Below are 13,606 nucleotides of genomic sequence, written 5' to 3' on the forward strand. Positions count from 1 at the left end.
CCAATTCCAGCGGGCAGGGACGCCCCGGATTCGGTTCAGAGGCGATCGCCGAGATAGCGCGTCAATGTCTCCTGCGTGCCCAACTGCCAGAGCATGTCGAGGCTGTCGCCAAAGGCAGCCGCGAAGGCTGCGGATTTGCCGACATCGCCATAGATGTCCTCCATCGCAAGCCAGGTCGCAGGCGCATTCTTCGCCGCCTGCGCTGTTCGTTGCAGGCGGTCCCAACTCGGGTCGTTAGGCTCGATAATGGCACCAGATTCGGTCACGCCGAAGCAGTAGCGGCACCACAGCGCGGATTCGAGTGCCAGCCCCGATATGCCGGCGCCCGTCTTCAGGCGATCGGAGATGGTCGGGATGATGAATTTCGGCTGCCGGTTGGAGCCGTCGAGGCACAGGCGGCGGACGGTGTCGCCAATTTTCGGATTGGAGAAGCGGCGCTCGATGAGCTGGCAATATTCCTCCAGCACGACGCCGGGCACCGGCGGCACCGTCGGCATGATCTCGTCGCGCTCGAGCTTGGCCAGGAAAGCGCGCACCAGCGGATTTTCCATCGCCTCGTGGACGAAATGGATGTCCATAAGCCCGGCCGGATAGGCGATCGTCGCGTGGCCGCCATTGAGGATGCGGATCTTCATCAACTCGAACGGGGCGACGTCATCGACGAACTGGACGCCTACTTTTTCCAGCGCCGGCCGCCCGTCGGTGAAGCGGTCCTCCATCACCCATTGCTTGAACGGTTCGCAGAACACCGGCCAGCTGTCCTCGACGCCGAAGTCACTGGCGAGAATGCCGCGTTCGCGGTCGGTGGTTGCGGGCGTGATGCGGTCGACCATGCTGTTGGGGAAGGCGACATTGTCGCGAACCCAGTCGGCAAGGCTTTCGTCGGCCAGCCGCGCCAGGCCGATCACCGCATCGGCTGTCACCCCGCCATTATGGGGGATGTTGTCACAAGACATGACGGTAAAGGGCACGATGCCGTCCTGGCGCCGGCGGCGAAGGCCGGCAAGGATGATGCCGAACACGGTCTTGGGTGCAGCGATGTTCTGGGCATCTGCGACGATGTCGGGATGGGTCGGGTTGAATAGGCCGGACGCCGGATCGATGAAGTAACCGCCTTCGGTGATCGTCAGCGAAACGATGCGGATCGCCGGGTCGGCGAGGCGCTCGATGATGGTGGCAGCATCGCCGGGCGTCATGAAGTCGACCATGACCGAGGTAACACGGGCGCTCATGTGGCCACTGTCCTGCTCGACGACGGTGGTCAGCCAATCCTGCCCGGCGAGCTTCGCCTGTCCGATTTTTTCGCCCTCGAACACGCCGGCGCCGACGATTGCCCAATCGTGGCCGGTGCCGGTGTTGAACAGCTCGTCGAGATAGATCGCCTGGTGCGAGCGATGGAAATTGCCGACACCGAAATGAACGATGCCTGCCTTAAGCGACGCGCGGTCGTATGTCGGGCGCGCGACCTTGGCAGGCAAATTCGGCAGCGTGGCGAGGGAGAGCTTCACGGTCATGGTTCGACGCCTTCTCTTGTTCGGCGCAAGCGCCTCCGATCCCTTCGCCCCGTTTACGGGGAGAAAGTGGCCCGAAGGGCCGGATGAAGAGCAGAGCGAAATCTCGAAGGTTCTCGCTGCCCCTCACCTGCCTGCCGGCATCCTCTCCCGTGAACGGGGAGAGGAGCGCTGAATTCAACTCATCCAGTTGCCGCCATCGACGTTGTAGGTCTGGGCGACGACGTATTGGCTCTCAGGCCCGGCGAGGAAGATCGCCATGCCGAGGAGATCCTCGGCGGCGCCCATGCGGCCAAAGGGAACGGCTTCGCCGACAAGGCGCTTCTTCTCGCCGCGGGGCCGGTTCTCGTAGCGGGCGAACAGCTCGTCGACATGTTCCCAATGCTCGCCCTCGACCACGCCGGGGGCGATGGCATTGACGTTGATGCCATGCTTGATCAGGTCGAGCCCGGCCGACTGGGTCAGGCTGATGACGGCCGCCTTGGTGGCGCAATAGACGGCCACGAGCGCTTCGCCACGACGCCCGGCCTGGCTCGCCATGTTGATGATCTTGCCGCCCTTGCCACGCGCGATCATCGAGCGGGCGGCGGCCTGCAAGGTGAACAAGGTGCCGGCGACATTGACCGACAACAGCCGGTCATAACTCGCCCTGGAAATCTCGACGATCGGCGCGAGATCGAACAGGGCGGCGTTGTTGACCAGGATGTCGAGCCCGCCGGTCTTCTGCTCCACGACCTTGATCGCCGCCTCGATCGAGCTCTGGTTGGTGACGTCAAGGCTGACGGCATAGGCCGACGGGCCGATTTCGGCAGCCGCCTTCATCGCGGCGTCGAGATTGATGTCGCCGATGGCAACCACTGCCCCTTCGCGGATGTAGGCCTCGGCGAACGCCCTGCCGATGCCGCGCGCGGCACCGGTTATCAGCGCCGACTTGCCCTCCAGCCTGCCGCTCACATGGCCCTCCCGTCGGCGCCGAAGCGATGGATCTTGTTCGGGCTCGGCGTCAGGTAGACAGTCTCGCCGTGGCGCACGCCGACTTCTCCGTCGGCCCGTACCGTGAGTGTGCCGACATCGCCGGCCTGGACATGCAGGAAGGTGTCGGAGCCGAGATGTTCGGCAACGCCGACGGTCGCCTTCCATTCGCCGGCGGTCGTCGAGATGCCCAGGTGCTCGGGCCGCACGCCGATCGTCGTCGCGCCATGCTTGGCAGCGACGGCGCCGTTGATCAGGTTCATCTTGGGCGAGCCGATGAAGCCGGCGACGAACAGGTTCTTCGGCGTCTTGTAGAGCTCCATCGGCGAGCCGACCTGTTCGATGTTGCCGGCGTTCAGCACCACGATCTTGTCGGCCATGGTCATCGCCTCGACCTGGTCGTGGGTGACGTAGATCATCGTCGTCTTGAGCTGGTGGTGCAGCTCGCTGATCTCCAGCCGCATCGTGCCGCGCAGCGCAGCGTCGAGGTTCGACAGAGGCTCGTCGAACAGGAAGGCCGAGGGCTGGCGCACGATGGCGCGGCCGATGGCGACGCGCTGGCGCTGGCCACCCGAAAGCTGGCCGGGCCGGCGCTCGAGATAGTTGGTCAGGTTCAGCACGCGCGCCGCGTCCTTGACCTTCTTGTCGATGACAGCGGCGTCCTCGCCGGCCATCTTCAGCGGGAAGGCGATGTTCTTGTAGACGGTCATGTGCGGATAGAGCGCGTAGGACTGGAACACCATCGCCAGCCGGCGCTTGGCCGGCGCCTCGCCGGTAACGTCACGGCCGTCGATGCTGATCGTGCCGGCGGAGGTGTCTTCCAGTCCGGCGATCAGCCGGAGCAAGGTCGACTTGCCGCAACCCGACGGGCCGACGAAGACGACGAACTCGCCGTCCTCGATCTGGAGATCGATCTCCGGGATGATTGTCGTTGCGCCGAAGGACTTCGACACTTTCTTGAGCGTGATGTTTCCCATGGTTTCCTCCCGCGGGGTCGACTACTTCACGGCGCCGAAAGTCAGGCCGCGGACGAGCTGGCGCTGGGAAAACCAGCCCATGATCAGGATCGGAGCGATGGCGAGCGTCGACGCCGCCGACAGCTTCGCCCAGAACAGCCCCTGCGGACTGGAGAAGGAGGCGATGAAGGCAGTCAGCGGTGCGGCATTGGTGGTGGTCAGGCGGATCGTCCAGAATGCCTCGTTCCACGCCAGGATGATGTTGAGCAGCATGGTCGAGGCGATGCCGGGCACCGCCATCGGCGTCAGCACATGGACGATCTCGCCCCACAGCGTGGCGCCGTCCATGCGTGCCGCCTCAAGGATCTCGCCGGGGATCTCGCGGAAGTAGGTGTAGAGCATCCACACCACGATCGGTAGGTTGATCAGCATCAGCATGACGGTCAGCCCGATGCGGGTGTCGAGCAGGTTGGCGTCGCGAAAGATCAGGTAGATCGGCACCAGTACGGCGACCGCCGGCATCATCTTGGTGGAGAGCATCCACATCAAAATGTCCTTGGTGCGCTTGGTCGGCGAGAAGGCCATCGACCAAGCCGCAGGTATCGCCACCAGCAGCGCCAGGATCGTCGAGCCGACGGCGATGATCACCGAGTTCAGGAAGAACTTGAAATAGTTGCTCTGCGCCTGCACCTCGGCGTAGCTCTCCAGCGTGCCCGAAGGCACCAGGCTGAAGCCGGCGATCGCCTCGGTCTCCGACTTGAAGCTGGTGATGATGGTGTAGAGGATCGGGAAGAAGATCAGCAGGGCAACCGCCCAGGCTGCAACGGTGAAGCCGATCTTGCGTCGTGTCGAGACTGCGCGGGCCATCGGTTCCTCCTCACTTGTCCAGGTTCTTGCCGACCGCGCGCATCAGGAAGAAGGCGACGATGTTGGCAAGGATGACTGCGATGATGCCGCCGGCCGAAGCGCCGCCGACGTCGTAGCCGAGCAATGCCGTCCGGTAGATCAGGAACGGCAGGTTGGTGGAGGCGTAGCCCGGGCCGCCATTGGTGGTGACGAGGATCTCGGCATAGACGCCGAGCAGGAAGATTGTCTGGATCAGGATGACCACCGTTACGGCGCGCGAGATATGCGGGATCGTCAGATAGATGAAGCGGCTGACAAAACCCGCACCGTCCATCTCGGCGGCTTCCTTCTGCTCGCCGTCGAGCGATTGCAGCGCGGTCAACAGGATGAGCGTCGCGAATGGCAGCCATTGCCAGGCGACGATGATGATGATCGAAAACAGCGGAAATTGCGCAAACCAGTCGACCGGCTGGGCGCCGAAGAACTTGGCGATGTCGGCGAACACGCCATAGCCGGGATGCATGATCATGTTCTTCCACACCAGCGCGGCCACCGGCGGCATGACGAAGAAGGGCGAGATCACGAGGATGCGGACGATGCCCTGGCCGAACATCGGCTGGTCGAGCAACAGCGCCAGCGCGATGCCGCCAACGACGGTGATCAACAACACCCCGACCACCAGCACCAGCGTGTTCCAGATCGACTGGAAGAAGGCCGGATCGGTGTAGAAGAACTTGTAGTTGAACAGGCCGGCGAAGCTGACATTGGCGGGATTGAGCAGATTGTAGTTCTGGAACGAGAACCACAGGGTCATCGCCAGCGGCACGATCATCCAGATGAATAGGAGGATCACCGAGGGCGCCATCATCAGGCGCGCCAGCGAGCTGGTCTGTCGAGTAGCCATGGCGATCACCCCGGTTCGGACGGATGAGGTTTCAGGTCACCGAAAGGGGCCGTCCGGACTGGGAGACCGGACGGCCAGGCAGGGAGGATCTGCCTATTTGATGTAACCGGCGCGGGTCATCTCACGGACTGCTGCGGTCTGTGCACCGGCAAGCGCGTCATCGACGCTCGACTGGCCTGCGAGTGCCGCCGAGAACAGCTGGCCGACAGTCGTGCCCAGCCCCTGGAACTCGGGAATGGCGACGAACTGGACGCCGACATAAGGCACCGGCTTGACGGTGGGCTTGGTCGGATCGGCCGAGTTGATCGAGTCGAGCGTCATCTTGGCGAAGGGCGCAGCCTTCTGGTACTCGGGGTTGTTGTAGAGTGAGGTGCGCGTGCCGGGCGGAACGTTGGCCCAGCCTTCCTTCGAGGCGACGAGGTCGAGATAGCCCTTGCCGGTCGCCCATGAGACGAACTTCTGCGCCGCCTCGGCCTTCTGCGTGCCCGCCGGAATGCCGAGCGACCATGCCCACAGCCAGTTGCCGCGCTTGCCGAGGCCGGTGTCGGGAGCGAGCGCATAGCCGACCTTGTCGGCGACCGTCGAATCCTTCGGATTGGAGACGAAGGAGGCAGCGACGGTGGCGTCGATCCACATGCCGCACTTGCCCTGCTGGAACAGCGCCAGGTTCTCGTTGAAGCCGTTGGAGGAGGCACCGGACGGGCCGGCGTCCTTCATCAGATCGACATAGAACTGGAGTGTCTTCTTCCATTCGGGCTGGTCGAACTGCGGCTGCCATTTCTCATCGAACCAGCGCGCGCCGAAGGAGTTGGACATGGCTGTCAGGAAGGCCATGTTCTCGCCCCAGCCGGCCTTGCCGCGCAGGCAGATGCCGTTGATGTCGGCGGCGCGGTCGGTCATCTTGCGCGCCGCGTCAGCGATGAAATCCCAGGTCGGCGCATCGGGCATGGTAAGCCCAGCCTTCTCCATCAGGTCCTTGCGGTACATGACGAACGAGCTCTCGCCATAGAAGGGCGCGGCATAGAGCTTGCCATCAACCGAAAGGCCACCGGCGATGGCCGGGATGATGTCGGCGGCGTCGTAGTCGGCACCAAGGTTGTCGAGCGGCAAGAGCCACTGCTGCTTGGCCCAGATCGGAACTTCATAGGTGCCGATGGTCATCACGTCGTACTGGCCACCCTTGGTGGCGATGTCGGTAGTGACGCGCTCGCGCAGCACGTTCTCTTCGAGCGTGACCCATTCGAGCTGGATATCAGGATTTTTGGCGGTGAAGTCGTCCGTCAGCTTCTGCATGCGGACCATGTCGCCATTGTTGACAGTGGCGATGGTGATGGTCTCGGCATGAGCGGCAAACGCAAGCGCGCTCGCTCCGCACAAGCCCAGGAAGAGCGTGTTCAGTTTCATCGAATTCCTCCCAAAAGCCAAAGTGAGCATTTGCCTTTGCTGTGGGCAATTATTCATCCGATGTGATTTATGTCAAGCACGAATCTGGACATGGCAATGCAGCCACCTGTCTGGCGGCGGCTTGCAGGCGCAGATGCTGGGAAATTGCGTGCGACGGCGCGCCACGCGAAGACGCGGCGACCTGGCGTTTCGGAAAGGGTGAGATTAGCCGGCGAGCAGGGCGGCTGCGGTGCGCTCGTCGGTGATCAGGCCGTTGACGAGGCGACGGGTGACAGCGGCGAGGATGCCGGGCAGCTTGCGCTCGCCCATGGCCAGCGCCACCACCAGCGAGCGCTCGCGCGACGGCAGCGGCGCCGAGGCGACGCGGTCATTGGTGATGCCGTCGATCAGCTTGCCGTCGCGGTCGAAAGCCCAGCCGACGATCTCACCGACGGCACCGGCCTTCTGCAGCGCCTTGAGTTCCGCTTCGGTGATGAAGCCGTCCTCGTAGAGTGGCGCCTGCGGGCCCATGTCACCGACGCCGACGAAAGTGACGTCGGCCTGGGCGGCGAGCGCCAGTGTCGGCTGGATCAGGGGCTGGCCGTGCAGCATGCGGCGCTCTTCGGATGACGAGGCGATTGCCGGCAAAGGCATTGGAAAACTGCGCGCCTTGATGGTGTCGGCCATGGTGAAGATGACGTTGTAGAAGGCAGCCGAACCGTCCGGCGAGATGTTGCCGGTGAGTGAAACCACCTTGTGCTGCGGGCACTCCATCGGCGACAGTTGCTCGATAGCCGCCTTCAGCGTGCGGCCAGTCCCGATTGCCATGACGATCGGCTCGGGCGAACGCAACCATTTTTCGATCTCGGCCGCCGCGGCCTGGGCGATGCCGATCGTCGTCGACGACGAATCCGGATCGCTTGGGGTGACCTCGACGAGGTCGAGCGCAAAGCGCGAGCGGAGCTTGGCGGCGAGATCGAGGCAGTTGGCGATCGGGTGGTCGACCCTGACCTTGATCAGACCTTCCGACATGGCGAGCGACACCAGCCGCTGCGCTGTCTGGCGCGAGACGCCGAGCTTGGTTGCGATCTGGTCCTGGGTGTTGCCGGCGACATAATAGAGCCAGCCGGCGCGGGCGGCCTCGTCGAGCCTTGGGTTTTCGCTCCGGGAACTCATGCGTCACGCCTCTTCAATCTGCCGAGGCAGTTTCGCAGGGTTTTCAGAAATGCGCAATTGCCCTGCAATCGCGCATTTGCTCGATAGCGATTCTGGATCGATTCTGGACAAAACGCGGCAGCCATCGCCGCGCCCCGTCGGTGCGGATCAGTCGGCGCTGGTCGGCGCCGAGGTGTCGACGACCTCGAAGTCGTGGGTGATGACGGCGGACTTGGCGAGCATCGCCGACGCCGAGCAGTATTTCTCGATCGACAGATTGACGGCGCGCTCGACCTTGGCCGGCGCCAGGCCACGGCCCTTGACGACAAAATGCATGTGGATGCGGGTGAACACCTTGGGGTCGGTGTCGGCGCGGTCGGCATCGAGCTCGACGGAGCAGTCCTCGATCGCCTCCCGGCCCTTTTCCAGGATGTGGACGACGTCATAAGCCGAGCAGCCGCCGGCACCGATCAGCATCAGTTCCATCGGGCTCGGGCCCGGCGTCTGGCCGCCCGGTTCCTTGGAGGTACCGAGCACGATCTTGTGCCCGCTGCCGGACTGACCGACGAAGGTGCGATCCTCAACCCATTTGATGCGTGCCTTCATGACGGCGATCCTTCCCTGCAAAAACGTTCCGCGAGCGCGGTCAGCGTTCATAGCCGGATGGCGGCCGGAGCGTCGAGTACCGGGCCATGCACGGGCAACTTTTTGATCCGGAAAAATCGTCGCGGACACCGATGCGAAACTTGTCTCGCCGAGCACTCGTGTGTTCGAGAGACTGTATCCCGTGCAGCCGAAAGTTGAGACGAAGGCCTGCAAGGGTGCCCGCAGAATCGGCCCCCGGCCCAGGCAGATCGAAGCCTGCCTCGCAACACAATCAGACGCATGCAAACTAAATCTTCGATCACGACATTCTGTGCGGAACTTTGCCTGTTCAGGGAAGTTGAGAGGAAGGCAAAAGGTCGAAGTGGTGTTACACTCCCTACCGACTTCGGCATTGTGAGGGTGCCATGCAAACACGTGAATCCGACGTCTTCAATCTCTTCTCGGAGATTTACAGCAGTCAGACCACCGAGGAGATGAGCCTACAGCAATACCTGCTCGCCTGCCGCGACCAGCCTGCGATGTACGCGACTGCGGCCGAGCGAATGGTCGACGCCATCGGCGCCCCCACGCTCATCGACACCAGCGCAGATCCCCGGATGGGGCGCATCTTCGCCAACCGAACAATCAAGATTTATCCGGCGTTTGCCGAGTTCTACGGCATGGAAGACACGATCGAGCGAATCGTCGGCTACTTCCGCTATGCCGCGCAAGGGCTCGAGGAACGCAAGCAGATCCTCTATCTGCTCGGCCCCGTCGGCGGCGGCAAGTCGTCGCTCGCCGAGCGGCTGAAGAAGCTGATGGAAGAGCGGCCGATCTATACGCTCAAAGTCGGCGGCCAGCTCAGCCCGATTTTCGAATCACCCCTCGGCCTGTTCCATCCCGAACGCATGGCCGACCTGCTCGAAGACAAATATGGCATCGCCCGGCGCCGGCTAACCGGTCTGATTTCGCCATGGGCGGCCAAGCGGCTCGAAGAAATCGGCGGCGACGTCTCGAAATTCTCCGTCGTCAAGCTGATGCCGTCGCGGCTGCGCCAGATCGGCATCGCCAAGACCGAGCCAGGCGACGAAAACAACCAGGACGTGTCAGCGCTTGTCGGCAAGGTCGACATCCGCAAGCTCGAAAATTTCAGCCAGGCCGACCCCGACGCCTATTCCTACAGCGGCGGGCTCAACCGGACGACGCAGGGGCTGCTCGAATTCGTCGAGATGTTCAAGGCGCCGATCAAGGTGCTCCACCCGCTTTTGACCGCGACCCAGGAGGGAAATTACAACGGCACCGAGAGCTTCGGCGCCTTCCCCTACCAGGGCATCGTGCTGGCGCACTCCAACGAGTCCGAATGGCTGCAATTCAAGAGCAACAGGAACAACGAGGCGTTCCTCGACCGCATCCTGGTGGTCAAGGTGCCCTACTGCCTGCGTGTCACCGAAGAGCGTCAGATCTACGAGAAGCTGCTGCGCGAAAGTGAACTGGTGAGCAATCCATGCGCACCCGAGGTGCTCGACATTTTGAGCCGCTTCACCGTATCGACGCGGCTCTCCGAACACGAGAACTCTCCGCTCTACACCAAGATGCGCGTCTATGACGGCGAGAACCTGAAGGATGTCGACCCCAAGGCCAAGTCGATGCAGGAGTATCGCGACGCTGCCGGCGTAGACGAAGGCATGAACGGCGTCAGCACGCGCTTTGCCTTCAAGGTGCTGTCGGAGACCTTCAACTACGACACCAAGGAGATCGCCGCCGATCCGGTACATCTGATGTATGTGCTCGAACAGGCGATCAAGCGCGAGCAGTTCCCAGGCGAGATCGAATCCTCCTATCTCGATTTCATCAAGTCGGAAATCGCGTCTCGCTACGCCGAGTTCATCGGCCACGAGATCCAGAAGGCCTATCTCGAATCCTACAGCGAATACGGCCAGAACCTGTTCGACCGTTACATCGCCTACGCCGACGCCTGGATCGAGGATCAGGATTACAAGGACCCCGACACCGGCCAGATTCTCAACCGCGGCATTCTCGACTCGGAACTGTCGCAGATCGAGAAGCCGGCCGGCATCGCCAACCCCAAGGACTTCCGCAACGAGGTGGTGAAGTTCACGCTGAGGGCGCGCGCCAAGAACAATGGCCGCAACCCGTCGTGGACGAGCTACGAGAAGCTGCGCGAGGTGATCGAGAAGCGGATGTTCGGCCAGGTCGAGGACCTGCTGCCGGTGATCAGCTTCGGCGCCAAGCGCGACAGCACCACCGAGAAACAGCATGCCGAATTCGTCGAGCGCATGACAGAGCGCGGCTACACGCAGCGTCAGGTCAGGCGACTTGTCGATTGGTACATGCGGGTCAACAAGGCAGGCTGACCGGAAGCGAGTGGGGACCACATGCCGAACTTCATAGATCGGCGCCTCAACCCCAAGGACAAGAGCCTTGGCAACAGGCAGCGTTTTTTGAGGCGCGCCCGAGATGAGTTGAAACGAGCGATCAACGAACGGGTCAGGTCCGGCAAGATCGATGCGGTGGGGGAAGACCAGGTCATCCCGATCCCGCGCAAGGGGATTGGGGAGCCGACGTTCCAACGCGCACCGCATTCGGGCCGCCGGGAGGAGGTCCTTCCCGGCAACAAGACCTTCGGCACCGGCGACCGTATTCCACGCCCGGCGGCAGGCAGCGGCAAGGGCTCGGACCCTTCGTCATCTGGAGAGGGCGAGGACGATTTCCAGTTCGTGCTGTCGCGCGAAGAAGCGCTCGACCTGTTCTTCGAAGACCTCGAGCTGCCCGATCTGGTCAAGCTCAACCTCAAGGAAGTGGTGACGTTCCGGCCGCGCCGGGCCGGCTTCACGATGAGCGGCAACCCGACAAGCATCAGCGTCGGACGTACGATGTTCAACAGCTTTGGCCGGCGCATCGCGCTGCGACGACCGAAGCAAGCCGAGATTGACGCGCTCGCGGCGGAGCTCGCAAAGCTGGAGGGTGAGAGGCGGCCGAGCGCCGCCATCCTGCAACGCATCGCGGCCTTGCGCGAGGAGATCGCAACACTCGCGCGGCGGCGAAAGCTGATTCCCTATATCGACCCCATCGACATCCGCTTCAACCGGTTCGAGCCGCAGCCGGTGCCCAATGCCAACGCCGTGATGTTCTGCCTGATGGACGTCTCGGGCTCCATGGGTGAGCGTGAGAAAGATCTTGCCAAGCGCTTCTTCGTTTTGCTGCACCTGTTCCTCAAGCGGCGCTACGCCAAGACTGACATCGTCTTCATCCGCCACACGCATGAAGCTTCGGAGGTCGACGAGGACACTTTCTTCTACAGCACCCAGAGCGGCGGCACGGTGGTCTCCACAGCACTCGACGAGATGCTGCGCGTGATCCGTGAACGCTATCCCGCCAAGGAGTGGAACATCTACGCCGCGCAGGCTTCCGACGGCGACAACATCCCCAACGATTCGGAAAAGTGCGTGTCGATGCTCGACAGCACGCTGATGCGGCTTTGCCAGTACTACGCCTATGTCGAGATCATAGACGAGCGCGAAAGCGAGATGTTCCGCCACGCCGACAACGGCACGTCGCTGTGGAATGCCTATCGCGAAGTCAGCGCCGAGTGGCCGAATTTCGAGATGACGCGCATCGCCAAGCCGTCCGACATCTATCCCGTCTTTCATGAGTTGTTCGCCAAAGCGCCAGCCCCGGCAAAACGCGGATGAGGATGCAAGTTGGAAAAACGTTCGAAAACGTTGCCGCTTCTGTTCACCAGTTCCGACTGGAACTTTGACGACCTGTCGCGCGCCTATGACGCGATCCGCGAGATCGCGGTCAACGAACTTCGCCTCGATTTCTACCCCAACCAGATCGAGGTCATCTCGTCGGAGCAGATGCTCGATGCCTATTCCTCGATCGGCATGCCGCTGATGTACCAGCACTGGTCCTTCGGCAAGCATTTCGTCCACGAGTCCAATCTCTACCGCAAGGGACGGATGGGGCTCGCCTATGAGCTGGTGATCAATTCCAATCCCTGCATCACCTATCTCATGGAAGAGAACACCATGGCGCTTCAGACGCTTGTCATCGCGCATGCGTCGTTCGGCCATAACCACTTCTTCAAGAACAACTACCTGTTCCAACAATGGACCGACGCCGGCGCAATCCTCGCCTATATGGAGTTCGCCAAGAGCTTCATCGCCCGCTGCGAGGAACGCTACGGCCCGGGTGCCGTCGAGGCTGTACTCGACGCTGCGCACGCGCTGATGCCACAGGCGGTGTTCCGCTATCGCCGCCGTCCGCGCCTGTCGGTCGAGCGCGAGCGGGCGCGCATCCGCGAGCGGCTGGAGCATGAGGAGCGCACCTTCAGCGACCTGTGGCGCACCCTGCCGCAAGCCGCCGAAGCCGAGGCGCCGCGCGAGGTCGAAACCGACATGTCGGAACGGCAATCGGCGATCGAGTATCCCGAGGAAAACCTGCTCTACTTCCTGGAAAAATACAGTCCGGTGCTCAAAGCCTGGCAGCGCGAGATCCTGCGTATCGTCCGCGTCATCGCGCAGTATTTCTACCCGCAGCGGCAGACCAAGGTGATGAACGAGGGCTGCGCCACCTTCGTCCACTACACCATCATGAACAGCCTCTACGACAAGGGCCAGATCAGCGAAGGCACGATGCTGGAGGTGCTGCAGAACCACTCCAACGTGGTGTTCCAGCCCCATTTCGACGACCCGCGCTATGGCGGGCTCAATCCCTACACGCTGGGCTTCAACATGATGCGGGACATCCAGCGCATCTGCACCGAGCCGACGGCTGAGGACCGCGACTGGTTTCCCGACTTCGCCGGTAACGGCGACTGGTGCGGCACCCTGCTCGACGCCTGGGCGACACACCGCGACGAATCCTTCATCCGGCAGTTCCTGAGCCCGGCGCTGATCCGCGACATGCGGCTTTTTTCGCTGCAGGAAGAATCCTCGGATCCCTATTACGAGGTGACGGCGATTCATGACGAGCGCGGCTACGAACGCGTGCGCTCGAGCCTCGCCAACAGCTACGATGTCGGCATGACCCAGCCCGACATCCAGGCGGTGGATGCCGACCTCAAGGGCGACCGCAAGCTGCGCCTCAAGCACACGGTGCACAATGGGGCTACGCTGGTCGAGGAAACCCGCAACGAGACGATGCGCTACATCCAGCGGCTCTGGGGCCACGAGGTCAGCCTCGTCGGCGTCGATGCCCAGACCGAAAAGGTGCTCTACGAAGTCTCGTCCAAGGAACTGGGCGAGAAGGCCTGAGCCTAGACCATCTCA

General features: G+C 62.5%; 11 protein-coding genes. 3 read left to right on the forward strand and 8 right to left on the reverse strand.

Annotation, left to right across the window (positions count from 1 at the left end):
* Positions 1 to 35 precede the first annotated feature (35 nt).
* From DY201_RS00935 to DY201_RS00970, 8 genes are all read right to left on the reverse strand, one after another.
* The gene (locus tag DY201_RS00935) at positions 36 to 1,514 is read right to left on the reverse strand and encodes a mannitol dehydrogenase family protein (protein ID WP_115729569.1); all 1,479 of its coding nucleotides are present in this window, start codon (positions 1,512 to 1,514) and stop codon (positions 36 to 38) included.
* Between the two features lie 174 nt (positions 1,515 to 1,688).
* Complete coding sequence (locus tag DY201_RS00940) at positions 1,689 to 2,465, reverse strand: L-iditol 2-dehydrogenase (protein WP_115729570.1); 777 nt, start codon at positions 2,463 to 2,465, stop codon at positions 1,689 to 1,691.
* Positions 2,462 to 3,460 carry an ABC transporter ATP-binding protein gene (locus tag DY201_RS00945; protein ID WP_115729572.1) on the reverse strand — a complete coding sequence of 333 codons (999 nt, stop codon included), beginning with the start codon at positions 3,458 to 3,460 and terminating at the stop codon, positions 2,462 to 2,464. Before DY201_RS00945 ends, DY201_RS00940 begins: the two co-directional genes overlap by 4 nt.
* 21 nt (positions 3,461 to 3,481) lie before the next feature.
* Positions 3,482 to 4,306 (reverse strand): carbohydrate ABC transporter permease, encoded by an 825-nt coding sequence (locus tag DY201_RS00950; protein WP_115729574.1) that lies wholly within the window; start codon positions 4,304 to 4,306, stop codon positions 3,482 to 3,484.
* A gap of 10 nt (positions 4,307 to 4,316) precedes the next feature.
* Positions 4,317 to 5,189 (reverse strand): carbohydrate ABC transporter permease, encoded by an 873-nt coding sequence (locus DY201_RS00955; RefSeq protein ID WP_115733509.1) that lies wholly within the window; start codon positions 5,187 to 5,189, stop codon positions 4,317 to 4,319.
* Between the two features lie 93 nt (positions 5,190 to 5,282).
* Positions 5,283 to 6,593 (reverse strand): ABC transporter substrate-binding protein, encoded by a 1,311-nt coding sequence (locus DY201_RS00960; RefSeq protein ID WP_115729576.1) that lies wholly within the window; start codon positions 6,591 to 6,593, stop codon positions 5,283 to 5,285.
* A 204-nt stretch (positions 6,594 to 6,797) separates the two neighbouring features.
* On the reverse strand, positions 6,798 to 7,748 hold the full coding sequence (locus DY201_RS00965) for a sugar-binding transcriptional regulator (RefSeq protein WP_115729578.1): 951 nt from the start codon (positions 7,746 to 7,748) through the stop codon (positions 6,798 to 6,800).
* 147 nt (positions 7,749 to 7,895) lie between these two features.
* On the reverse strand, positions 7,896 to 8,333 hold the full coding sequence (locus DY201_RS00970) for an OsmC family protein (protein ID WP_115733510.1): 438 nt from the start codon (positions 8,331 to 8,333) through the stop codon (positions 7,896 to 7,898).
* 404 nt (positions 8,334 to 8,737) lie between these two features.
* Here DY201_RS00970 and DY201_RS00975 point away from each other — a divergent pair, with 404 nt between their 5' ends.
* From DY201_RS00975 to DY201_RS00985, 3 genes are read left to right on the forward strand one after another with little or no spacing between them, the layout of a single operon-like run.
* Entirely contained in the window at positions 8,738 to 10,687 is a 1,950-nt protein-coding gene (locus DY201_RS00975) for a PrkA family serine protein kinase (RefSeq protein ID WP_115729579.1), read from the forward strand.
* Between the two features lie 21 nt (positions 10,688 to 10,708).
* The gene (locus DY201_RS00980; RefSeq protein WP_115729580.1) at positions 10,709 to 12,025 is read left to right on the forward strand and encodes a YeaH/YhbH family protein; all 1,317 of its coding nucleotides are present in this window, start codon (positions 10,709 to 10,711) and stop codon (positions 12,023 to 12,025) included.
* 9 nt (positions 12,026 to 12,034) lie between these two features.
* A complete protein-coding gene (locus tag DY201_RS00985) occupies positions 12,035 to 13,591 on the forward strand; it encodes a SpoVR family protein (RefSeq protein ID WP_115729581.1) in 1,557 nt (518 codons plus the stop codon).
* Positions 13,592 to 13,606: the final 15 nt, after the last annotated feature.

The organism is Aminobacter aminovorans (assembly GCF_900445235.1).
Taxonomy (GTDB): domain Bacteria; phylum Pseudomonadota; class Alphaproteobacteria; order Rhizobiales; family Rhizobiaceae; genus Aminobacter; species Aminobacter aminovorans.

Bases quoted from the DNA above. Each gene is read 5' to 3' on its own strand.
- DY201_RS00975 (WP_115729579.1), top strand. From the start codon at position 8,738: ATGCAAACACGTGAATCCGACGTCTTCAATCTCTTCTCGGAGATTTAC.
- DY201_RS00980 (WP_115729580.1), top strand. From the start codon at position 10,709: ATGCCGAACTTCATAGATCGGCGCCTCAACCCCAAGGACAAGAGCCTT.
- DY201_RS00935 (WP_115729569.1), bottom strand. From the start codon at position 1,514: ATGACCGTGAAGCTCTCCCTCGCCACGCTGCCGAATTTGCCTGCCAAG.
- DY201_RS00960 (WP_115729576.1), bottom strand. From the start codon at position 6,593: ATGAAACTGAACACGCTCTTCCTGGGCTTGTGCGGAGCGAGCGCGCTT.
- DY201_RS00970 (WP_115733510.1), bottom strand. From the start codon at position 8,333: ATGAAGGCACGCATCAAATGGGTTGAGGATCGCACCTTCGTCGGTCAG.
- DY201_RS00965 (WP_115729578.1), bottom strand. From the start codon at position 7,748: ATGAGTTCCCGGAGCGAAAACCCAAGGCTCGACGAGGCCGCCCGCGCC.
- DY201_RS00945 (WP_115729572.1), bottom strand. From the start codon at position 3,460: ATGGGAAACATCACGCTCAAGAAAGTGTCGAAGTCCTTCGGCGCAACG.
- DY201_RS00955 (WP_115733509.1), bottom strand. From the start codon at position 5,189: ATGGCTACTCGACAGACCAGCTCGCTGGCGCGCCTGATGATGGCGCCC.
- DY201_RS00950 (WP_115729574.1), bottom strand. From the start codon at position 4,306: ATGGCCCGCGCAGTCTCGACACGACGCAAGATCGGCTTCACCGTTGCA.